Annotated in this window: 18 protein-coding genes; all 18 read left to right on the forward strand. The window is 45.0% G+C overall.

The window, feature by feature from the left end; all coding sequences use genetic code 11:
- The first annotated feature begins 3 nt into the window (after nt 1-3).
- On the forward strand, nt 4-1,200 hold the full coding sequence (gene nagA / locus ACUXV2_RS03760) for an N-acetylglucosamine-6-phosphate deacetylase (protein WP_446245731.1): 1,197 nt from the start codon (nt 4-6) through the stop codon (nt 1,198-1,200).
- Nucleotides 1,197-1,922 (forward strand): glucosamine-6-phosphate deaminase, encoded by a 726-nt coding sequence (gene nagB / locus ACUXV2_RS03765; RefSeq protein WP_446245732.1) that lies wholly within the window; start codon nt 1,197-1,199, stop codon nt 1,920-1,922. Before nagA ends, nagB begins: the two co-directional genes overlap by 4 nt.
- 563 nt (nt 1,923-2,485) lie before the next feature.
- On the forward strand, nt 2,486-3,535 hold the full coding sequence (mnmH, locus tag ACUXV2_RS03770; RefSeq protein WP_446245733.1) for a tRNA 2-selenouridine(34) synthase MnmH: 1,050 nt from the start codon (nt 2,486-2,488) through the stop codon (nt 3,533-3,535).
- 709 nt (nt 3,536-4,244) lie between these two features.
- A complete protein-coding gene (locus tag ACUXV2_RS03775) occupies nt 4,245-4,595 on the forward strand; it encodes a MerR family transcriptional regulator (protein ID WP_446245734.1) in 351 nt (116 codons plus the stop codon).
- Nucleotides 4,588-5,052 (forward strand): SRPBCC family protein, encoded by a 465-nt coding sequence (locus ACUXV2_RS03780; RefSeq protein ID WP_446245735.1) that lies wholly within the window; start codon nt 4,588-4,590, stop codon nt 5,050-5,052. The genes ACUXV2_RS03775 and ACUXV2_RS03780 overlap by 8 nt, the downstream gene beginning before the upstream one ends.
- 458 nt (nt 5,053-5,510) lie before the next feature.
- Entirely contained in the window at nt 5,511-10,097 is a 4,587-nt protein-coding gene (gene gltB, locus ACUXV2_RS03785; RefSeq protein WP_446245736.1) for a glutamate synthase large subunit, read from the forward strand.
- Nucleotides 10,098-10,268: 171 nt separating this feature from the next.
- Nucleotides 10,269-11,756, forward strand: coding sequence for a glutamate synthase subunit beta (locus ACUXV2_RS03790; RefSeq protein WP_446245737.1), 1,488 nt, complete (start codon nt 10,269-10,271; stop codon nt 11,754-11,756).
- Between the two features lie 184 nt (nt 11,757-11,940).
- Nucleotides 11,941-12,987 carry a metalloregulator ArsR/SmtB family transcription factor gene (locus tag ACUXV2_RS03795; protein WP_446245738.1) on the forward strand — a complete coding sequence of 349 codons (1,047 nt, stop codon included), beginning with the start codon at nt 11,941-11,943 and terminating at the stop codon, nt 12,985-12,987.
- Nucleotides 12,984-13,913 (forward strand): ABC transporter permease subunit, encoded by a 930-nt coding sequence (locus tag ACUXV2_RS03800; RefSeq protein ID WP_446245739.1) that lies wholly within the window; start codon nt 12,984-12,986, stop codon nt 13,911-13,913. Before ACUXV2_RS03795 ends, ACUXV2_RS03800 begins: the two co-directional genes overlap by 4 nt.
- On the forward strand, nt 13,910-14,845 hold the full coding sequence (locus ACUXV2_RS03805; RefSeq protein WP_446245740.1) for an ABC transporter permease subunit: 936 nt from the start codon (nt 13,910-13,912) through the stop codon (nt 14,843-14,845). Before ACUXV2_RS03800 ends, ACUXV2_RS03805 begins: the two co-directional genes overlap by 4 nt.
- Nucleotides 14,846-15,210: 365 nt before the next feature.
- A complete protein-coding gene (nagE, locus tag ACUXV2_RS03810) occupies nt 15,211-16,662 on the forward strand; it encodes an N-acetylglucosamine-specific PTS transporter subunit IIBC (protein ID WP_446245741.1) in 1,452 nt (483 codons plus the stop codon).
- A 187-nt stretch (nt 16,663-16,849) separates the two neighbouring features.
- A complete protein-coding gene (locus ACUXV2_RS03815; RefSeq protein WP_446245742.1) occupies nt 16,850-17,578 on the forward strand; it encodes a DUF2161 domain-containing phosphodiesterase in 729 nt (242 codons plus the stop codon).
- 154 nt (nt 17,579-17,732) lie between these two features.
- A complete protein-coding gene (locus tag ACUXV2_RS03820; RefSeq protein WP_446245743.1) occupies nt 17,733-18,260 on the forward strand; it encodes a sigma-70 family RNA polymerase sigma factor in 528 nt (175 codons plus the stop codon).
- A complete protein-coding gene (locus ACUXV2_RS03825) occupies nt 18,253-19,557 on the forward strand; it encodes a DUF4179 domain-containing protein (protein ID WP_446245744.1) in 1,305 nt (434 codons plus the stop codon). Before ACUXV2_RS03820 ends, ACUXV2_RS03825 begins: the two co-directional genes overlap by 8 nt.
- A 118-nt stretch (nt 19,558-19,675) precedes the next feature.
- On the forward strand, nt 19,676-20,224 hold the full coding sequence (locus ACUXV2_RS03830; protein ID WP_446245745.1) for a DUF3231 family protein: 549 nt from the start codon (nt 19,676-19,678) through the stop codon (nt 20,222-20,224).
- 113 nt (nt 20,225-20,337) lie between these two features.
- Complete coding sequence (locus tag ACUXV2_RS03835; protein WP_446245746.1) at nt 20,338-21,288, forward strand: heme-dependent oxidative N-demethylase family protein; 951 nt, start codon at nt 20,338-20,340, stop codon at nt 21,286-21,288.
- A 3-nt stretch (nt 21,289-21,291) separates the two neighbouring features.
- The gene (locus tag ACUXV2_RS03840; protein ID WP_446245747.1) at nt 21,292-21,747 is read left to right on the forward strand and encodes a hypothetical protein; all 456 of its coding nucleotides are present in this window, start codon (nt 21,292-21,294) and stop codon (nt 21,745-21,747) included.
- 15 nt (nt 21,748-21,762) lie between these two features.
- Nucleotides 21,763-22,719 (forward strand): PDR/VanB family oxidoreductase, encoded by a 957-nt coding sequence (locus ACUXV2_RS03845; RefSeq protein WP_446245748.1) that lies wholly within the window; start codon nt 21,763-21,765, stop codon nt 22,717-22,719.
- Nucleotides 22,720-22,821 lie beyond the last annotated feature (102 nt).

The raw sequence follows: 22,821 nt of genomic DNA on the forward strand, positions 1-22,821 counted from the left end.
ACGATGAACAGCCCTGTGAACTATATCATTCGCAATCAGAAAATATATGCTGAAAATGGGATCATTGAAAATGGATTTATCAAGATAGAAAGTGGAATCATATCGGAAATCGGCGAAATGAGCGAGCTGCAGGACGATGGAGAGTCCGTTGGCGTTTCCCTGCCGCGGAACGCATCGGTCATCCCGGGCATGATCGATGTCCACATCCACGGTGTGAATGGTGCTGATACGATGGATGCGACGAAAGAGGCGTTGGACACGATGACCGCCACACTTCCAAAGGAAGGGACGACAAGCCTCCTCGCGACAACGATGACGGAGTCCAAAGAGAATATAGAAAAAGCGTTAATCAACACGGGCGAGTATATTCAGGCAGGGCAAGAAGCAGGTAAGGCAGAAATTCTTGGGATCCACCTGGAAGGTCCATTTATCAACAGCGGGAAAGCCGGGGCACAGCCGTTAGACCACATTGTCCCCCCATCTGTTGAGGTATTTCAAAAGTGGCAGACGGATTCGCTGAATCATATCAAGCTCGTTACTCTCGCTCCTGAAATGGATGAAGGACATGAATTGATTCGGCACCTGAAGGATAATGGGATTGTCGCTTCGGCCGGCCATTCCAATGCTACGTATGATGAAATGTCAGAAGCAATCGACAAAGGTGTTTGTCATGTGACGCATTTATTTAACCAGATGTCAGGTTTTCACCACCGTGAACCGGGGATTGTCGGAGCTGCGCTCAACCGCAAGGAATTGATGGTGGAACTGATTGCTGATGGCATTCATGTCAGACCGGAAGCAGTCGATATTGCCTTTCAGCAAATCACCGAGGAACGGATGATACTGATCACTGATTCCATGCGGGCCAAATGCCTGAAAAATGGTCAGTATGATCTAGGCGGGCAGATGGTGACCGTGAAAGACGGCATGGCGCTTCTAGATGAAGACACACTGGCAGGAAGTGTGCTTGAGATGAAAACGGCATTTCAAAATATCCAAAGATATACAGGCTGTTCGGTTCAGGAAGCCGTGAAAATCACTTCTGAAAACCCGGCCAAACAGCTGGGGGTTTTCGACAGGAAAGGAAGCATAGCTGCTGGAAAAGATGCCGATCTAGTGATCCTTGATGAACAGATGGACGTGTTCATGACCATTTGTAAAGGAAAAATCGCTTATGTAAGAGGAGATGGAGAAGCGTGAGAATCATAGAAGTGTCTGACTATAAACAAATGAGTGAAAAAGCGGCACAACATGTGATCGGGAAAGTCAGAAGCTTGGATTGTATGACACTTGGGCTTGCGACGGGAGGAACACCGCAAGGCCTTTACGGGGAACTCATAGAAGATCATCATGTGAACGGCACTTCCTACAAGGGTGTCAAAACCTTTAATCTGGACGAATACATCGGTCTATCGAAGAAGGATCCGAATAGCTATTTTCAATATATGTACACGAATCTTTTCTCACATATAGATATTTCCCCCGATAACACGCACATCCCATCGGGCACGGCAGCAGACCTTGGGGAGGAATGCGATCGCTATGAAAATATGATGGAAGAAGCAGGAGGCATCGACCTTCAAATCCTGGGTATCGGAGCAAATGGGCATATCGGGTTTAACGAACCCGGTACTTCCTTTCAATCAGGCACCCATATTGTGGAACTGACACCCTCGACCCGGGAAGCAAATGCCCGTTATTTTTCTTCGCTTGAAGAAGTACCGCGGAAGGCAATCACGATGGGCATCTCAAGCATTATGAAAAGCAGGGAAATCCTCCTTCTCGCTTCAGGGAAATCAAAACAGGAAGCATTGAAGAAACTGATGGAAAATGAAGTGAGCGAACACTTCCCGGCTTCCATTCTAAAGGAACATCCCAATGTAACGATCATTGCAGACACGGACGCCTTGAAATTGATTTAAGAGGCTGGGACAAAAGTGTTTTAACCTAAGTAAAACCCGAACTAATTTGTGGTATAAAAGACAAATTAGTTCGGGTTTTTAATTTGATCAAATGAACATTTAGATTTAGCTCTCTCTAGCGGTTGATTGGAGTGCAAGACGAAGACTCCTGCGGGAAGAGTAGCTTATCAGAAAAGCGGAAGGGCTTTGCTCAGAGGCGGGGGGCATAAGACGAACCGGCCACGAAGGCGTTCTTTGCCTTCTTGGTCGGTTTGGCTTATGACCTGTGCCTCTAAGCCCTGTAGCTAGACATGTGAGACCCCGCAGGCGAAGCCGAGGAGGCTCACGGGCTACCCGCGGAAAGCGAAGTCTTGCACGGAAATCATTAGCGGTATTAAGAGCCTACACTGAAATTGTTCGTCTTTATGTGGTAGTTTTTTAGTTTTGTCCCAGCCCCTTTTTATTTCCGTCAGGTGATAGTAAACGACTGGTGAATAGATTACTATAAAAGTAAGTTATTCACATCATAACTTGCTTTCATTTTGACCATAATGGAATCAGGTATTAAAAAGAGGTGAAGCAGTTTGTTCAACGACATTTCGATTAATGAATTATTGGAACTCTGCCAAGAAGACCTTGTTTTTGTCGATGTTCGTTCCCCCTCAGAATATGAAGATATGACAATACCGGGAAGCATCAATATCCCGGTCTTCGATGACGAAGAAAGAGCGGAGGTCGGAACACTTTACAAGCAAGTGAGTAAAGAGGCGGCCACAGACAGGGGCCTTGAAATTTTCTCAGCAAAGCTTCCTGCCTTTATAAAACAATTTAAAGAGCTGCCAGGTGAAAAAGTGGTCTTCTGCTGGCGCGGCGGAATGAGGAGTAAAGCAGCCGCAACGTTCCTGGATTTGATGGGAATCAAACCATACAGGATCCAAGGGGGAGTGCGCGCTTATCGTCATTGGGTGATGAAGCAGCTTGAATCTCTTGAAATGAAACCGAAAGCATATGTGCTGAATGGGGGAACCGGAACTGGGAAAACGGCTATCCTTCACGAGTTGAAAAACCAGGGACTGCCGATCCTTGATATTGAGGGACTGGCTGATCACCGCGGCTCAGTGTTCGGTGCTATCGGCATGTCCCCTGTTAATCAGAAGACATTCGATTCCCTTCTAATAAAAGAAGTGAAGGGACTTCAGCAAGCACCGTTTGTTATGTTCGAAGCTGAAAGTAAACGAATCGGAAAAATTCTGCTTCCTCCTTTCCTATTGAATAAAAAAGAGGAAGCCACCCACATCTTCATCGAACTGCCAATCGAGGAAAGAATCGCCCATATTCTGAAAGAATACAAGCTATATGAACATCACGAAGAATTTGTAGAAGCATTCAGAAAGATCAAACGCCGCATTCACAGCCCGGTCGCCAATACGATCGAAGAAGAACTGAAAAGGCTAAATTATGAAGCGGTACTGGAATTGCTTCTCGAATACTATTATGACCCAAGATATTTACATACAGCAGAAATGTATAGCGAAGACCAAAAAATCATCCTGAAGGTGAACACGATTGTAGAAGCGGTAGAAGCAGTAAAAGGTGTGGTTGCTGGCAGACAAAGACTTGTTACAAGTAACTGACACACGCGCACTATCCCTTAGCAGGTTCTTGTCGAAATATAGTCAATATTTCCCGGAAAATGTCGTGGTGAATATGCTTGCCTTTTCACATGTTGAAGAGGTAGTTTTTTTGTGAAGTTGACTTCAGCTGTTGATTGGAGTGCAAGACGAAGACTCCTGCGGGAAAAGCGAGACAGGTGAGACTTGTCCAGCTCCAGGGCTTAGAGGCACATGTCATAAGTCAACTCGTCCAAGAAGGCAAAGAACGCCTTCGTGGCCGATTCGCCTTATGCCACCCGCCTCTGGGCAAAGCCCCTCCGCTTTTCTTTTTGTCCAGCTGCGGGGCTTAGAGGCACATGTCATAAGTCAAACCGACCAAGAAGGCAAAGAACACCTTCGTGGTCGATTCTCCTTATGCCACCCGCCTAAGCCCCTCCGCTTTTCTTTTTGTCCAGCTCCAGCGGCTAGAGGCTCGAGACATAAGCCATGCCATCCAAAAAGGCAAATAGCGCCTTTATGGCTGCCCTGTCTTATGCTTTTCGCCTCTAAGCAAGCCGCCTCCGCTTTTCTAACCCGCAGGATCATAGCGACGAGGAGGCTCACCGGCCGCCCGCGGAAAGCGAAGTCTTGCACGGAATCGGGCAGCGGTGTTTAGCAGCGATACTTTATAAAAAACCATTGACCATGTAGTGCACTACATAGTTTATCATCGTAGTGAGAGGTGGCCAGAATGTACAAAGTTAGTGAGTTTTCAAAGATGACCGGACTAAGCAAAGAGACCCTCCGCTATTATGCTGATATTGGATTATTGGAGCCGGTTTATATCGATCCGAACAACAAATACCGATACTATGACAACGGTTCCTATCTTGTCGCGAGATTACTGGTGTATTTGAGGAGGTTCAATTTCAGCATTCAGGAAATGATGCGTGTAGTCAACGATGAGTCATTTGAAAATCTGGAAGGATTGATCAGGGAAAAGAAAAAAGCTTTAGAAGAAGAAGTGGCAAGACTGCAGGAAATCATAGAAGATATGGATGATTTCTTTGAACTTGGAATAGGAGAGGATATGGATGATTAAATGGCACGAAGAACGGGTCATTCCTGTGAACATCGAAGTGATCTGGGGCTTGTTCGAACTTGAAAACATTCAGCGCATCATGCCGAATGTAATTGAAAACAAGGTGTTGGAAAGAAAAGAAGGCGTGGTCGGGTCTAAGTATCAACAGAAATACAAAGAAGGGAAGCGGATCGAGACATATATAGTGGAAGATCTGGAATTTGAAAATTCGCCTGAAAGAAAACACAATAAAATCGGCTTCACATTGGCAAAAGCATTCGAAGTCGAAGCAAGCTTTACCCTTGTTAAACTAAATGAAGAAGAAACAAACTTCATCTACACCGGCCAGAACAAAGGGCTGAACTTCCTCGGAAAAGTCCTCCTCAAACTCGGCGGGGAGAAAAACAACAACAAAGTGGTCACTGACTTCATGGACCGGGTAGAAAGCGAAGCTCGATTGGAAAACAGCAAAAAATAACCTCATCTTCACTGGGGTTATTTTTTTATTTATAAACGTTTAATCAATACCAAAACCGGCTATATAATTTGAAATAAAAAACTCTGTTTCTTACTAAGAAACGTAAAGAATAACCATGGAATTTCGCCTCCCCAAAAAAATTTTTTGTAAGAAAAATTCACATAAAAATTCAAAAAAATTTATAACTATGTATCTCTAGGAAAACAGATTTTTGTAAACGATTTCTTTATTGAAATAGCAAGGTTTTAAAGTTTTTGAAAATTTAGTCAAATGATAAATTTTCCTCCTTATTTTCCTCACAATATTCCCCAAATAAAGGTGGTAAAAGGGCTAAAACCATTAACTAAATTTTTCGTTTTTTCTAAATTTCATGATATACTAACAAAAATTAAGAAAATTCGATTAAAAGATTTTATTATCTTTCAATAATAGTAGTTATGAAGAGGGGGACATTATGAATGAAAAATAATCTTCCTGTGGCGCAGGGGTTGTATGATCCGGCGCATGAACATGAAGCATGCGGTATTGGAATGATTGCCAATATAGATGGCAGAAAGTCACACAACATCGTTCAAAACGCGATTAATATCCTTTGTAACCTTGAACACCGCGGAGGACAATCCGCCGATACAAGCACTGGTGACGGTGCAGGTATCCTTACCCAAATTCCTCACAGATTTTTCAAAAAGCAATGTGAAAAAGAAGATATCCATTTACCTGGTGAAGGTGAATACGGAGTAGGTATGGTGTTCCTTCCAGAACATTATGACTCTCGGATGCAGAGTAAAGAATTATTTGAACGCATCATAGAAGAAGAAGGACAGAAGACGCTCGGATGGAGACCTGTACCGATCAATGATTCATTCGTTGGGAAAGTCGCTTCAAAATCGAAGCCGTTTATCCGGCAAGTGTTCATCGGTGCTTCTGATGACATGAAAACAAGGATGGACTTTGAAAGAAAGCTCTATGTCATCCGAAAACGAATCGAGAAAGAAACATCACAGATTGAGGAACTAAAGGATGTATACTTGTGCAGCTTATCTTCCACAACCATTGTATACAAAGGGATGCTCATTCCCGAACAGCTGGATTCCTTTTACATCGACCTCAATCACCCTGAGTTCCAATCCGCACTGGCACTGGTGCATTCCCGCTTCAGTACGAATACATTTCCAAGCTGGCAGCGATCACACCCTAACCGATATACCATCCACAATGGAGAATTTAATACATTAAGAGGAAACGTCAATTGGATGAGAGCGCGTGAACAGCTGTGCCACTCGTCTGCATTCAGTGAAGAAGATCTAGAGAAGATCCTTCCGGTCATCGATGAGACGGGCAGTGACTCATCCATGTTCGATAATGCATTTGAGTTTCTTCATCTGTCAGGAAGATCGCTTGCTCATACAGCAATGATGATGGTGCCGGAGCCTTGGGAAAATGATGATACCATCCATCCTAAGAAGAAGGATTTCTACGAATATCACAGCTGCCTGATGGAGCCGTGGGACGGACCGGCGGCACTTGTATTTACAGATGGTAAGCAAATCGGGGCATGCCTTGACCGTAACGGACTCCGGCCTGCAAGATACTATGTCACGAAGAATGGGATGATTGTCCTTGGATCTGAAGTAGGGGCACTCGATATCTTTGCTGATGATATCGTCTACAAAGATCGCCTTCAGCCCGGGAAAATGCTCCTGGTCGATTTGGAGAAAGGAAGAATGATCCCGGATGAAGAGATCAAACTCAGAGTGGCAAATGAGCAGCCGTATAGACATTGGCTGAACAATCACAAAAAAGAATTGAAGGATCTGCCTGAAGCACCATACGGATCAGAAATCTATACCTCTGAGGAAGTATTGGTCCAGCAGCAGGCATTTGGTTATACAACAGAGGAAATCAATAAAATCATCAAACCGATGGTGACGGATGGTAAAGATCCGGTAGGTTCGATGGGGTACGATTCTCCTCTTGCTGTCTTATCGAAAAAGCCGCAGCTTCTTTATAACTATTTCAAGCAGCTGTTTGCCCAGGTAACCAATCCACCGATCGATGCAATACGTGAACAGATCGTCACGTCTGTAGGCACAACGATCGGAGCGGAAGGAAACCTTGTCGATCCAGGTCCTGAAAGCTGCAGGCATATCCGCCTGGAGACGCCTGTCCTTACAACGGAAGAGCTGGAAAGACTGCGTTATCAGAACGAAGAAGGCTTCAAGGCGGTCACATTATCCACCTTGTTTAACGTAACGGAAGAAGAGGACCAGCTCGAAGGCGCACTGGATAAATTATTTGCCAGAGCCGACAGTGCCATCGAAGAGGGAGCCACCCTTCTAATCTTGTCTGACAGAGGGGTGACGAAAGAGCGTGCAGCCATCCCGGCCTTGCTTGCGGTTTCCGGTCTGCATCAGCACTTGATCCGTCAGCGAACACGAACCAAGGTCAGCCTGCTGGTTGAATCCGGAGAGCCAAGGGAAGTCCATCATTTCGCTACACTTCTCGGATATGGTGCGGAAGCCATCACTCCTTACTTGGCCTATGAATCCCTGCGTGACCTTGTCAATAAAGGGGAGCTTAAGCAAACGACACACAGAGAAGCAGTCAAGACATATGTGAAGGCTGCTACGGATGGAGTCATGAAGGTGCTCTCTAAAATGGGGATATCAACAATCCAGAGTTACCGAGGTGCCCAAATCTTTGAAGCGATTGGCATTCACAAGGAAGTAATCGATAAATACTTCACGCGCACTGCCTCAAGATTGGGCGGAATCAAACTCGATATCATTGAAAAAGAAGTGTTGATGAGACACCGTAAGGCATTTGTGCACAGAAAAGACACTAACCGTACGCTGGAATCCGGTGATGAATTTCAGTACCGTAAAAACGGTGAAGATCACCAATATAATCCAAGTACCATCCATACCCTGCAGCATGCATGCAGAACGAACAATTATGATACGTTCAAGACATATTCAAAAATGCTGACAGATGAGAAACAAAATCTGCAATCCCTGCGTGGACTGCTTACCTTCAAGGAAAGACAGCCGGTTCCGATCGAGGAAGTTGAATCGGTGGAAGAAATCTGTAAGAGATTCAAGACAGGTGCGATGTCATTCGGTTCAATCAGTCAGGAAGCCCATGAAGCTCTGGCGATTGCCATGAACCGCATCGGCGGGCGAAGCAACTCCGGTGAAGGCGGCGAGCATCCAAACCGTTTCACACGGGATGAAAATGGAGACCTTCGACGCAGTTCCATCAAGCAGGTTGCTTCCGGACGATTCGGTGTGACGAGCCACTACCTTGTCAATGCGGACGAAATCCAGATCAAAGTCGCTCAAGGTGCGAAGCCGGGGGAAGGCGGACATCTGCCTGGCAAGAAGGTTTATCCATGGGTGGCAGAGGTGCGCGGATCCACTCCTGGCGTGGAACTTATATCTCCTCCGCCTCACCATGACATCTATTCGATCGAGGATCTTGCAGAATTGATTCATAACTTAAAAAATGCAAACCCACAGGCACGTATCAGTGTGAAACTGGTATCGGCTGTCGGCGTTGGGACGATTGCTGCAGGTGTGGCAAAAGGCCGTGCCGATGTAGTGCTCATCTCAGGATACGACGGAGGAACAGGGGCTGCACCAAGAACAAGCTTGAAACATACCGGACTGCCTTGGGAAATCGGACTCGCAGAAGCCCATCAAACCCTGCTCTTAAACCGCCTGCGTGATCGTATTGTCGTCGAGACAGACGGGAAAATGATGACTGGCCGTGATGTGGTTGTAGCTTCCTTATTGGGAGCGGAAGAATTCGGTTTCTCGACTGCACCGCTTGTTGTCCTTGGCTGCGTCATGATGCGTGTGTGCCATATGAACACATGTCCTGTCGGCATTGCGACACAGGACCCTGAGCTTCGCAAGAAATACATGGGTGACCCCGAACATGTGGCAAACTTCATGCGATTTGTTGCACAGGAAGCGAGAGAGCTGATGGCAGAGCTTGGTTTCAGAACGATCAATGAAATGATCGGAAGGACCGATGTACTGGAAACAAATGAAGCAATCGACCATTGGAAAGCGAAAGGGCTTGATTTGTCCGCGCTTCTTTATCAGCCGGATGTACCTGAGAAAGTAAGCAGATACGCCGTCAGAAAACAGGATCATGAGCTTGAGAAGACATTCGATTACCAAGAGCTGATCCCGAGATGCCGCAAAGCGATCGAAAACAAGGAGCCGATCGAAGTCTCGACTGCCATCCGGAACATCAACCGTGTGACGGGTACGATGCTTGGAAGCGAAATAACGAAGCGCTACGGGGCTGAAGGACTTCCGGAAGACACAATCCGCCTGAAGTTTACGGGATCTGCAGGTCAAAGTTTTGGGGCGTATATCCCGAAAGGATTGACGTTACGCCTGGTAGGGGACGCGAATGACTTCGTAGGTAAAGGGTTGTCCGGAGGTAAAATCATCGTTCATCCTGACCCGACATCAACGTTCATCCCCGAACGCAATACAATCATCGGTAACGTATCATTTTACGGAGCTTCAGCTGGTGAAGCATACATCTATGGAATTGCCGGGGAACGTTTCTGCGTAAGGAACAGCGGTGCGAATGTAGTCGTGGAAGGTGTCGGTGACCATGGCTGTGAATACATGACTGGCGGAAAGGTTGTCATTCTTGGCCGCACAGGGCGGAATTTTGCTGCTGGAATGTCCGGCGGAACCGCTTATGTATTGGATGAAGACGGGTCGTTCACTTCCCGCTGCAATAGGGAGCTTGTCCTTCTGCAGCCATTATTCGACCCGGAAGAAACAAAGGAAGTCTATGACTTGATTCAAAACTATGTTAACTATACAAACAGTGCGAATGGTAAAAAGATATTGGCTAATTGGGATGCGTATGTATCCAAATTTGTACGAGTGATCCCGAAATCCTATCTGAAAATGAAAGAGCGAATTTCAGAACTGGAAGACAGTGGATTAGAGAAATACGAAGCTGAAATGACTGCCTTCGAAGAAAGTACAAAAATTTTAGAGCCGGCTAAATAAATAAAGCGGAAGCGCCTTGATCAGCCCCGACAAGCGTTGGAGGACCGACCGGTGAAGTCGTTCTTTGACTTCATTGGGCGGACCGAAACGTCTCGAGGGGCTAGCCGCCGGAGCTGGACAATTCTCAAAGTTGAATTTCTAATTTCCTATAAAAAAAGAAGGGGGATATGAATGGGAAAACCAACTGGTTTCATGGAATATAAGCGAAAACCACTAGATGAAAGGAGTCCTGCCGATCGTACAAAAGACTGGCATGACTATACGATTCCTCTTTCTGAGGAAGAGGTCAGGAAACAAGGAGCGCGCTGCATGGACTGCGGCGTTCCTACCTGCCAGTCCGGCATGGAACTTGAGGGGGTCACGACTGGCTGTCCTGTTTATCATTTGATTCCAGAGTGGAATGATCTGGTGTATCAAGGACAATGGAAGGAAGCATTGAAGCGGGAGCATGAAATGAATAACTTCCCGGAGTTCACAGGCTTTGCCTGCCCGGCACCTTGTGAAGGGGCATGTGTCCTTGGTATCAATGAACCTCCTGTCGCAATCCGAACGGTGGAAAGGTCCATTATCGAGAAAGGGTTTGAAGAAGGCTGGGTCGTTCCTCAGCCGCCTGAAATCCGTACTGGTAAAAGGGTGGCAGTGGTCGGCTCCGGTCCTGCCGGGTTAGCGGCCGCTGCCCAGCTCAACAAAGCAGGTCATCTGGTGACGGTATTTGAACGGAATGACCGCGTTGGCGGACTGTTGACCTATGGGATTCCTGAAATGAAACTTCCATATTCTATCGTTAAGCGACGTGTGGATATTCTTGAAAAAGAGGGCATCAAGTTTGTTACAAATACAGAAGTAGGAAAGGATATTTCCTCTTCAGAACTAAAAAGTGAATTTGATGCAGTCATCCTTTGTGGAGGTGCGACCGTTCATCGTAATTTAGAAGTTGAAGGAAGAAACTTAAAAGGCGTGCATTATGCAATGGATTTCCTTCATGCGAACACAAAAAGCTTATTGGATTCCAATTTTGAAGATGGAAACTACCTTTCTGCAGCAGGTAAAAACGTGATTGTCATCGGCGGTGGGGATACAGGTACTGATTGCCTGGCGACTTCCATCAGACATAACTGCAAGAGCCTGACACAATTCGATATCTATGCGAAAAAAGGAGCGATCCGCGATGAAGTGGGGAATCCTTGGCCGCAGTATCCGATCATCCATCGTGTGGAATACGGGCAGAAGGAAGCGGAAGAAGTATTCGGTCATGATCCGCGTGCCTATGCGGTCATGACGAAGAAATTCGTCGGCGATGAAGAAGGGCATATCAAAGAAGTTCACACGGTGAACGTTTCATTGAAGATTGATGAAAACGGCAATCGTATCCGTGAAGAGCTTCCAGGCACGGAAAAAGTATGGCCTGCTGACCTAGTGCTGCTTGCGATCGGCTTCAGCGGTCCTGAACAAGGCTTGTTGAAGGAGCTTGAAATCGAAACGAAAAGCAACTCGACTGTCGATGCCGAATATGATAAGTACATGACAAATGTCGAAGGCGTCTTTGCAGCCGGAGATATGCGCCGCGGTCAAAGTCTGATCGTCTGGGCGATCAACGAAGGACGCGGGGCGGCACGTGAATGCGACCGCTTCTTGATGGGAACAACTGAACTTCCATAAACTTATTGATAGACCTCCATGGGACCCTTTCCCTGGAGGTCTGTTTTTGTGTTCAGAAATGGTCGAAGTGAAGGGAGATTATATTTTTTATTGACAACAACACCCTGATTCTGTAAATTATTCTTAATTTACAGAATTGTCAAATTTGATTAGGTGATCACCTAATCAGTTGTGGAGGCTGTTGATGAATATAGACATTGCTTTTTCACCTTTTAATGAAATGATGGCGAGTATGCATGTGCTTAGTAATCCGGTTCACCATCCTTACAGGAAGAAATGGGCTGAAGAGGCGGCAGCGATGCTGCCTGGCTGGATGCTTGAGGAAATCCGCAGAGTGGGAGCCCTATCATATGATTGGTTTTATTTGATCAATATACGGAATGAATATGAATTGAATGAAAAAACACCGGAGGAAGCGATTGAATTTATTTGCAGCATGACGGACGATGCATTTGTATTCTATCTGTTGGGGGAGCAGTATTCGATGGCTGATATCAGGGCATGGAGAAGGGATCATCCCATGTCGCCATTGACGATTGAGCAGAAGGAGCTAGTTTCATACCCAGGGAAATGGAAAGAAAGACTTCATCATTTGTTCTATGAATATAACGAGAAACTGTTTGCACGGGAGTTATTTCGGATTCAACCATGGATAGCTAAAGCATCCTCTGTGTTCCAGCAAAAGCTTGATCACCACCTGCTGACGGCTTTAAATGAAGTACATCCGGATGTTTCTGTAGATTCAGAGAGTCTCAAGGTTCAAAAGGGAGAAACATATGAATTTCGTTTGAAGGAATATAGCAGGATCACCCTTCAGCCTTCTACCTTCATCACGCCTCACGTCATGCTTGGAGTCTATCCTGCAAGGATCTGTTTGGGGCTCCATGTCGCAGTGCCTGAAATGGAGGCAGGAGACGATGAGCCGCCAGATGATTTGATAGACTTGTTCAAAGCGTTGGGAGAAGCCAGCCGATTAAAGATTTTACGTGATGTATTGACCCACCCATACAGTACAAAGCAGCTGGCAGAAAAGCATCGGTTGGCGGATGCCACTGTTTCCAATCATATCAAGATTCTTCAAAGAGCGGGGCTGGTGAAGAGTGAGAGAAGGGGCTACTACATTTTTTATAGCGGAAACAGGAAAAGGATGGAGTCTTTAAGAGCCGATCTCAGCCAATTTATATCCCTTCCTTTATTAGAACAATTCATTTATGAGCCGGATCTGACATGAAGAGTATTTATATAGGTGCAAAGAAGGGTTTTTTTGAGTATGTGCTGACTTGTTTTGGAATCATTTTCTTACTTGCTTCACCCTCGCTGGTTACAGGGGTGAACAGCTTTGCCGGCTCTGTTTATACCATTGCAGAAGAAATCTCCAGGCCGGGAGAACTTTCTTATTATTCTCATTCTGAAACCAGATCTTTTCCGAAGATGCCGGAAGCACGCTCCGTAGTATTTCACCAGCAGATGACGGAAAAGCCGTTATTTCCGTACATGTTAGACCTTTATTCTTACAGCTTCCTCCTGTTGGCAGGCAGTCTGTTGATTGCAGTGGCGACGGCTTCTTCAGCAAGTGTGTTGGTATCATGCTGCAGCTCTTCAATAAGGAGATATGTCGTTAAGCTGGCGCAGGTTATGGAGGCTCTCCCTGATGTGTTTTTTATTTTCAGTATACAGTTAGCGTTAGTATGGATCTATAAGCAAACCGGCTGGGAAATTGCAGCAGCCTATTCCACGCCGCAGCATCGACTTTTCTTCCTTCCTCTATTTACATTGAGCATCGTCCCGGCCATCTATTTATTCCGGCTGCAGACGCTATTGATTGATGAAGAGAAGGAAAAGGAATATGTCTTATTTGCAAAGTCAAAAGGGCTCAGTAACGGGTATATCTCGTTACATCATCTGTTCAGGAATACAGTGATGGAAGCAATCGCACATGTGCCTGCACTGATTCTTCTCGTTTTCACGAACCTGATCGTATTGGAGTTGTTGTTTCATAGTGAAGGTGTCATGAGCTTCATCATAGGAGATCAGCCTGCCTCTTCACGCGCCTTCCTTATCATCATGCTCATGACACCTTTTTTTGCAGGCATAAAAGGAACTATACATTATCGGGCGAAATTCTATGGGAAAACGATTGGGGGCACTGGAAAATGATGAAGAAAGGAAGGATAAAATCCTATTATATGGGTTTGATCGTACTCATGGTCATACTGCTTCTCAGCTTTGGCTGGACGATCTTTCGGGAAGCACCTGAAGTGGAGAGGTTTATGTATGATGAGAATGGTGCATTGATTGATACGCCGCCATATCCGATTTCCAAGACTCACTGGCTGGGAGCTGATCGAGAAGGAAATGATCTCTTTCATTTAATCATTTCCGGTGCTAAATGGACCGTAATGTTTGCATTGTTGGTAACAGCGATAAGGGTACTGACTGCCGGTATTCTTGGATTGATGGCGAGGAGGATGGTCGCATCCGGGTGGATGACCGGATTTTTTCAAGCTTTTCATTATATCCCTCAGTCTCTTTTGGCCATCATTTGGCTGGCTCCCTATATTTTATATAATTTGAGAAGTACACCTCCTTTGTCATTCGGGGAGACAGTTGTTTTGCAACTCGTTGTACTGACGATTGTCGGTATTCCCACCCTTGTGAAGGTGGTCGCTGAAACGGCCGATCATATCCATACATTTGAATTTATGGAAAGTGCCCGAGTTCTCGGGGGAAATCGATGGCATATATCAAGAGTGCATGTCTTCCCTCATTTGTTTCCCCGGCTTTTGATTCTATTTGGAAGACAGTTTGTACAAGTGCTGACCCTCATTCTGCATCTCGCCATTTTTCATATTTTTATAGGAGGAACGAATATCCGGCCGGGGCAGGAGCACGATCAGTTCGTTGTCTACTATACCCCTGTGTTTGAATGGGCGGGCATCATCGGCACCCGCTATGAAGAGTTGTTGCTGGAGCCTGCCATTATTGCCTTTCCTGTCTTAGCTTACTCATTGTTGATTATGACGTTGAATATGGTGGTGAATGGGATGGAAGAGAACTTGAGGCCTAACGGAACAATAGTGGATAAATAACGGGAAATAGGCCTCCTTGGCATTCTGCTGATGAGGTTTTTGAACTCATTGAACTGATCAATGTATCGACATATTCACAAGGAAAAAACCAACCAACCCTTCAATTATTTTCCACAACTATTTTACTAAGTCATAAGTCTCTTTTCTCCGTTGTCCATTAAGGAGAAAATAAATGAAAGGGTTTCCATTGGTATATACAAATGATTCTAAACTGGTCCACTTTTGAATAGTTTCTACTAGAGGAGTTTTGTCCATAACCGGACTAAACCTCCAGCATCCAGAACGACAGGAAGTGATGTCACGACTATCCATGAGTGGGTCAAAGAGGAATCAACCGAGAACTGACAAGATAGGGGGAAAAGAAAATGATGAATTATTTACAAAGGATCGGACGGTCATTGATGCTGCCGGTTGCCGTCCTGCCGGCAGCGGCGATCCTGATGGGGATCGGCTATTGGATCGATCCGACAGGCTGGGGAGCAGATAGCCCCGTAGCGGCTTTCTTGATCAAGGCCGGTGCGTCTATCATTGATAATATGTCTGTTTTATTTGCTGTAGGTGTTGCCTTGGGTATGGCGAAAACAAAAGATGGGTCCGCTGCACTTAGTGGATTGGTCGCATTTCTGGTCATTACCACACTGCTGTCTACAAATGCAGTAGCATTGCTTCAAGGAGTGGATCCCGAAAGTGTGAACCCTGCATTTATTAAAATAGAAAATCAATTCGTCGGAATCCTCTCAGGACTAGTAGCAGCAAGCATGTATAACCGCTTCAGTCATGTGAAACTGCCGGATGCGCTTGCGTTCTTCAGCGGCAAACGATTAGTTCCGATCATGTCGGCTGTAGCGATGCTAGTCGTATCCGGAGTCATGCTATTTGTTTGGCCGGTCATTTATACTGCACTTGTGTCGTTTGGTAAAGAAATCAGTGCATTAAGCTTCACGGGAGCAGGTCTTTATGGGTTCTTCAACCGTCTTCTGATTCCGACCGGGCTTCACCATGCATTGAATTCCGTCTTCTGGTTCGATGTGGCTGGAATCAATGATATAGGGAACTTCTGGTCCGGCAATGGGGAGAAAGGTGTCACCGGGATGTATCAAGCTGGGTTCTTCCCAGTCATGATGTTCGGGCTTCCAGCAGCCGGGCTTGCCATGTATCATGCAGCGAAGCCAGCGAAGAAGAAGCAGGTCGCTTCACTCATGCTGGCCGCCGGTTTTGCTTCATTTTTTACAGGGGTGACAGAACCTCTTGAATTCGCATTTATGTTTGTAGCTCCAGCGCTTTATGTAGCACATGCCGCGCTGACCGGTTTATCCCTTGCCATTGCGTCATTCTTCCAATGGACAGCCGGGTTCGGCTTCAGTGCAGGTTTCGTCGACTTTTTACTCAGCTCGAGACTTCCACTTGCAAATATGCCATATATGCTCCTTTTACAAGGGATCGTTTTTGCGCTTATTTATTACTTCCTGTTCCGATTCCTGATTGCCAAGTTCAATCTGATGACACCGGGACGTGAAGAAGATGCAGAGGAGGGTGCCATCGCAGATCCCGTCTCCCAGAAAGACAAATTTGCGGCAATGGCAGCAGAGATTTATGCCGGTCTGGGCGGGGATATGAATGTCACATCCGTCGAAAACTGCATCACCCGCCTTCGTGTGGAAGTGAAAAATATGGATGCCGTCGATCAACAAAGAATCAAAGCGACCGGTGTTCCGGGAATCAAGGTCACAGGCTCGAACTCCATCCAAGTCGTCGTCGGCACATCCGTCCAATTTGTTGCTGATGAGGTTGAAAAGCTTCGGAATAAAAGTGCTTAAGAACTGAGAAATGACTTGATGAGAAGCAGCCTGGATATTATTTGAAGTTTTACGGAAATATGATTAATTAAAGTGACGGGCCATGCATAAGGGTCCGTCACTTTCTTATTGTATAAATCCCCTTACAAACCAGCTCAAATGGTCTATACTTTTAATTAGCAGATTATTCATGAAGAAGGTTTTACATATGACAGAGAAAAAAAGAAAAGAAGCCGACCTCTATCAGCCGATCCAAAAACATTTCACAAAACTCGGATACAAGGTGAACGGGGAAGTGAACGATTGCGATCTGACGGCAGTGAATGGGGAAGAACTGGTCATCGTTGAACTAAAGCTTTCATTGACAATCGATTTATTGATCCAGGCCGCAAAACGTCAGAGGCTGACCGACCTTGTCTATATCGCGATTCCTAAACCAAAACGGACCCGTTCAAGAAGATGGAACGACATATGCCACTTGGTAAAAAGACTGGAACTGGGATTGATTACAGTATCATTGACGAAAAGGCCGAAGATTGAATTTGTAGCACATCCCCAGCCGTTCGACCGTAAGAAAGTCATGACATACAGCAAACGGAAAAGGACTGCCCTGATAAAGGAAATTGAAGGTCGTAGTGCTGATTATAATACCGGCGGCAGCAATAAAACGAAAATCATGACGGCCTATAAAGAAAGCTGCATCCAAATCGCTTGCTGTCTTGAGAGATTTGGACCGCTTTCACCAAAAGCATTAAAAGAACTTGGGACCGGGGACAAAACGTCATCCATTTTGCAAAAGAACTATTATAAATGGTTCGAAAGGGTGCAGCGAGGTGTCTACCAACTGAATGAGACAGGCAAAAAAGAGTTGGAGGCTTATCCTGTATTGGTGGCTTACTATGAAGAGAAGATGAATGCCAGTCAGAATGGTGAATAGCAGTTAGTTTATGTTCATAAAAAAAGTCTGGGCTTTCATCTCATTATCAAGTGAGGTGGAAGCCCATTTTTTGTATATTTGATAAAAATACAAATTCACCAAAACTTTTTCGGCACTGGGATGTCTAATCAGTAGAGGGAAGGGGGGATTCCTGATGAGTGAGCTGGATCTCACCATGGTCAAGAAAGCAAAAAAGGGTGATGAGGATGCGTTGTATCAATTAATCCTGTCACATAAAGAACAGCTTTATCGAATGGCCATTTCATATTTAAAAAACGAAGATGACGCCATCGAGGCGATTCAGGAAACAACATACCGGGCTTATAAAGGAATCAAGAAACTGAGGAAGAATGAATACTTCACCACATGGCTGATTCGGATCCTGTTGAATTATTGCCACGATGAAAGCAAGAAAAAGAAACGTGTCATTTATAACGATCAGCTCCTTCACTCAATGGAAGCTCCGCCAAAGCGTTCCTCTCTTGAAACGGATGAAGCGATCCAATCTTTGAATCAGCCGTACAGGAACGTGATCATGCTCAAATATCTCCATGATCTAAAAATCAGTGAAATTGCCGAAATCCTTGAATGTCCAGAAGGTACTGTGAAAACATGGCTGCACAAAGGGCTGGGTCTGCTCCGCAGCCAGTTGAATGATAAGGAGGGTGACTTCCATGTATGAACACGAAGAAAAAAAGCTGTCGGAAGAGAAACAGAAGCTGGAGGAACAGTCAATGCCGCACCATCGATTGGATGAAGCGATCCTTTCGGGCATAGAAAAAGGAAAGCGTGCCTCGAGGAAGAATCAGGCTGCCCGTGCTTGGGCTGCGTCTGCAGCTGTGGTGTTGATCCTTGGAGTGTTTGCTGGGTCGCTTCGCATGTCAAATGACTTTGCGCGATTAGTGAGCGGCATGCCAGGTATGGATAAGATTGTAGAGCTGGTAAGAATGGACAAAGGATTATTATCAACGATCGAGAACGATTACCTTCAGAAGGCGGGGGGATCGGATGAACATAGGGGAATTACCGTCACACTAGACTCGTTTATCTTGGATGAAGAACAGCTTGTGTTGTTTTATTCCTTTGATTCAAAAGGCCGTACATTGGAGGAAGTACATTCTTCCAAAATAGATATTCAAACGAAAGAAGGGAATTCGATACCTTTCACTACTTTATCTTATGGAGGTGAAAACTTAAACGATAAAGAAGAGTTGTTTTCCTCAACCATCGGGCTCGAAAAACCCCTGAAAGAACGAAACTATGAGTTCGTCCTTCACTTGAAAGATGGGACAGATGAGATAAGCGGGGAATGGCGGATTCCTTTTACGATTGACCCAGGTAGGGTCGGGAAGACAAAAACCGTTCATGTAGACAAGACGTTTATTATAGAGGGGCAGAAAATACATGTAGGTCAAGTAAGAGTGGCTCCTACTCGAACAGCGGTTTCGTTCGAGTTCCCATCGTCGAATTCGATGAGGATATTCAATATCGAGGACTTGAGACTAGTGGATGAGAACGGAGATACATGGTCCAAAATTGCAAACGGTACAGTGTCCACTGGTGATTTCGATAAGATCACGTATTATCTTCAAAGCAATTACTTTGAGAATCCGGAACAATTATATCTCGCTTTCAATTCCATCAGGGCGCTTGATAAGGATCGATTAGAAGTGGTTGTCGATCCTGTAGAAGAAAAGATCATTGAGGCTCCTGATGAGCGGTTGGCTTCTGTAAAATTTCAAGATGACTTACTGATGTTCGCTTGGGATAAAGATTATGAACAGGCCAATCATATGAATGCTTTTAATTCCTACGTGGACGCTAACGGAACTAAACATGATCTGCAAAGATTCGTGAAGACGGGAGAAGATGAATTCGGATTTCCTTACTCCAAGAATGAAAGACTTTCCCCGATCACACTCGAACTCCAGGACTATCCATCCTGGATAAAAGGAAATGTCAAAATCCCTCTACAATAACGTAAAAGGCCTATGCCTCAACGATGTATATGCCTTTTCTGCCTTTTAATATGATGAGTAATTTCCCGTATACAGGATATCCTAATCCATAATAATGATTTCGATGAGGTGAACTCCTGTGCCTAATACACTGGAAGCATTGTTCGATTATTTGAAAACACGTTTTGATGACGAACCCAAACCTCGTCCGCATGTCGGTGAAGCCATGGGCTGCTGGATCTATTACACAGCCATTGCCGAAGAAATACCAATCCTTGAAGCAGCGTTGAATACAACGACGGATAAAGACCTGGTTGAACTCTTGAATGATACAAAAAAACTCGCTCTTCATCAAATGCAGACAATCGAAGAGTTTATGCTGAAAGAAGGAATCCCCCTGTCGGATACTTCTGAAAAGAAACCGGTGTCTGATCCAAATAGTGTTCCTCTCGGGGTAAAAGCAACAGACTCCGAGATTGCCAATCTGATTTCAGCGAAGATTGCAACAAACATCGTCATGTGCGCGACCAATAATAGCCAAAGTGTCCGGAATGATATCGGCTTGATGTGGATCCGATTCCAATCGGAGAAGTCTGTATTGGGAATGGAATTGAAAACAAAAATGAAAGAACGCGGCTGGCTGAAAGTGCCCCCTGCATACATCCCCCCGGGTGCCCCGGCTAAATAATCTGAATGCCTTTCTCTTATAAAGGGAAAGGTTTTTTATTAGCATTCCCCTTCAAATACGAACCATTTTCCTATAAAATAAAAAGAAAGAATTTTCGGAAAAAGGATGATCGTATGAAGAAAGCTTCAGCTATGAGAGACTTTCCATATCCATTCAAAGATCCAGTTTACCGCTATTCCAACAACTCCATTCCATTACCTACACCGAATTGCATTGAAGTGACTTCTACGTATAAAGAAGAAATGGGTCTGAAACGAACACTCCTCGCCAACCATCCAGATCGCTGTTTTCAATCCCTTCCCCATACTCTTCAATCTCAGTGGGAGGTTCTAAGCACGGTCATCGATCATTTGGTCACATACTATCCACAGCATTTTTCTATTGAGAAAAACAATCGGAACTGGACGTTTCATAACAATATTCTGAACGATACTCACACCTTCATATTTGGGGGCGAATCCAGCCTTCCTTATCAGCCGCTGGATTTTATCGGGAGGCACGTCCAGGAAGATCTGATCTTCATGATGCAAAGGGACGGTAACCTTTATCTGGACGCAGGTCAGCTGTGTTTTCCTGCAAATTGGTCGCTTGCATTTAATGCAGGTATGACGTTTAAAGAAATTCATAGACCGATCCCGGGTTTCAAAGAGGAAGGACTGGATGAGCGGATCCTTACCTTTTTGCTGAGGATGGAAGCTGGGGACCCGTGGGTACGCAGAAACTGGTCACTGATGGCGGGGAACCGTTTGGATACTTCACTCGAGACCTTTGATCAATGGGGTGTCGATAGAAGAAAGGTCACAAAAGACAATGCAGGGGAATTTGTTCACTTCAGAGTCGAAGTCCAAAAACTTTTCAGAATGCCGGGATCGAATGGGATTCTTTTTACCATTCATACTCACTTGCTGCCGCTTGAAGCATTCGCCTCGAATCCTGAATGGCTACATCAGTTTTATCAGATACTCGGGGAACTGCCTGAGTCCATCTCTGAGTACAAGGGGATCGAATTTTTTAAAGAACCGGTCCTGCATTACTTGAAGGCTAGAATGATAGAAAGTGGGTGAACCATGTTGGATGAAAATCATCACTTCACATTTATGCCCGGAAGAAGGAAGTATTTATTCTGCGGCGATAAACAAGGACTGAAAAAGATGCAGCCCCTCATTGAAAAAGTGAGCCAATATAATGTTCCGTTTGAAATGTGTGAAGTCGATTCTGCGGAATTAGCTTCATGGCTGAGCCGTCAAAAGATGGGAAGTTATCTATATGTATCAGTATCTTGGAACCGGTTACGGGAACTAAAGGTATTGGCAGAAGATATCGGCTTTACAGAGGAAGAAGCCCAGTACATAGGACACGGAGAGAGAATCGTGAGCATTTTTTGCTGCAGGTGCCATGGTTTGACACCGGTTCCGGTTTCCGCTCATTCGATACATTGTTCACATTGCCAGTTAATGCTTACCATTTCTGATCACTATTCCTCGCTACGGAATGCGTATCTGGGTTATGCTGCGAAGATATGAAAGGGTTGAAGGAAAATGAAAAGTCTCAATAGGATACCCGTTTCAGTTGCATCGATCAAACAAGAAAGCACAGGTGTAAAAGTGTTTGCACTCGCTCCGGAAGAAGGGGCGGTTTTACCTTTTTTCAGTAGCGGGTCTCATATTACCACCTATATCGAAACGGGGAAGGAAGTCATCGCCAGATCCTATTCGTTGACGAATCATGGTGAAAATCATGAGTACCGTATTGCCATCCGGTTGAATGAAAAGTCCAAAGGGGGATCAACCTACTGGCATAATCAAATAAAGGCAGGCGACACCTTATGGATCAGTCATCCCCGAAATTACTTTCCCCTGAGCTTCAAAGCCAAGCACCATGTTTTTTATGCAGGCGGTATCGGTATCACCCCGTTTCTCTCCATGATGAAGGAACTCGAAAAAAAAGGATCGAGCTTTGAACTCCACTACGCTACAAAAACAAGAGAGTCATGTGCTTTTTACTCCTATCTAAAAGAGAACTACCCATATCAATGTTCATTTTATTTCTCTGAGGAAAGAAGAAGGCTCAATAAAACAAGCCTGCTTCAGCACCCCATCGGTACGCATGTCTATTTCTGCGGGCCTCAGCAGTTTATCGATCATTTCAGGGATGAGGCAACGGAATATGGATACCCCTCTTCGAGTATTCATGTTGAGCGTTTTGCTGCACCGGAGATAAAGGAATCCCATCCTTTTAATGTGGAACTTACCTCAGGCAAGATCATTTCTGTTGGTAAAGGTCAAACTATGCTGGATGCCCTTCTTGAAGAGGGGATCAAAGCGCCATATTCTTGCCGGATTGGTCGATGCGGTACGTGTGAGGTGAAAGTACTTCGAGGTAAGGTTGACCATTATGATTCGTTTTTAAGTGATGAAGAGAGGAAAAGACATGGATCAATTCTTCCGTGTGTGTCCAGGGCTGGATCTAAGGGGTTAATACTTGATATAGAATAAATGAATACATAATTTTTGGTAGATTTTTGGTAGATAAAATGAGTGCGGATTTATCTTCCCATAATATGATATATTTATAAAATAGAAAATTCAGTATATTAG

It is taken from the genome of Rossellomorea sp. NS-SX7 (assembly GCF_052828565.1).

What these genes read in the sequence shown, in the direction of transcription:
- nagA (WP_446245731.1), top strand. Translation starts at nt 4, where the DNA reads ATGAACAGCCCTGTGAACTATATCATTCGCAATCAGAAAATATATGCT.
- ACUXV2_RS03775 (WP_446245734.1), top strand. Translation starts at nt 4,245, where the DNA reads ATGTACAAAGTTAGTGAGTTTTCAAAGATGACCGGACTAAGCAAAGAG.
- ACUXV2_RS03780 (WP_446245735.1), top strand. Translation starts at nt 4,588, where the DNA reads ATGATTAAATGGCACGAAGAACGGGTCATTCCTGTGAACATCGAAGTG.
- gltB (WP_446245736.1), top strand. Translation starts at nt 5,511, where the DNA reads ATGAAAAATAATCTTCCTGTGGCGCAGGGGTTGTATGATCCGGCGCAT.
- ACUXV2_RS03790 (WP_446245737.1), top strand. Translation starts at nt 10,269, where the DNA reads ATGGGAAAACCAACTGGTTTCATGGAATATAAGCGAAAACCACTAGAT.
- ACUXV2_RS03795 (WP_446245738.1), top strand. Translation starts at nt 11,941, where the DNA reads ATGAATATAGACATTGCTTTTTCACCTTTTAATGAAATGATGGCGAGT.
- ACUXV2_RS03800 (WP_446245739.1), top strand. Translation starts at nt 12,984, where the DNA reads ATGAAGAGTATTTATATAGGTGCAAAGAAGGGTTTTTTTGAGTATGTG.
- ACUXV2_RS03805 (WP_446245740.1), top strand. Translation starts at nt 13,910, where the DNA reads ATGATGAAGAAAGGAAGGATAAAATCCTATTATATGGGTTTGATCGTA.
- nagE (WP_446245741.1), top strand. Translation starts at nt 15,211, where the DNA reads ATGATGAATTATTTACAAAGGATCGGACGGTCATTGATGCTGCCGGTT.
- ACUXV2_RS03815 (WP_446245742.1), top strand. Translation starts at nt 16,850, where the DNA reads ATGACAGAGAAAAAAAGAAAAGAAGCCGACCTCTATCAGCCGATCCAA.
- ACUXV2_RS03820 (WP_446245743.1), top strand. Translation starts at nt 17,733, where the DNA reads ATGAGTGAGCTGGATCTCACCATGGTCAAGAAAGCAAAAAAGGGTGAT.
- ACUXV2_RS03825 (WP_446245744.1), top strand. Translation starts at nt 18,253, where the DNA reads ATGTATGAACACGAAGAAAAAAAGCTGTCGGAAGAGAAACAGAAGCTG.
- ACUXV2_RS03835 (WP_446245746.1), top strand. Translation starts at nt 20,338, where the DNA reads ATGAAGAAAGCTTCAGCTATGAGAGACTTTCCATATCCATTCAAAGAT.
- ACUXV2_RS03840 (WP_446245747.1), top strand. Translation starts at nt 21,292, where the DNA reads ATGTTGGATGAAAATCATCACTTCACATTTATGCCCGGAAGAAGGAAG.
- ACUXV2_RS03845 (WP_446245748.1), top strand. Translation starts at nt 21,763, where the DNA reads ATGAAAAGTCTCAATAGGATACCCGTTTCAGTTGCATCGATCAAACAA.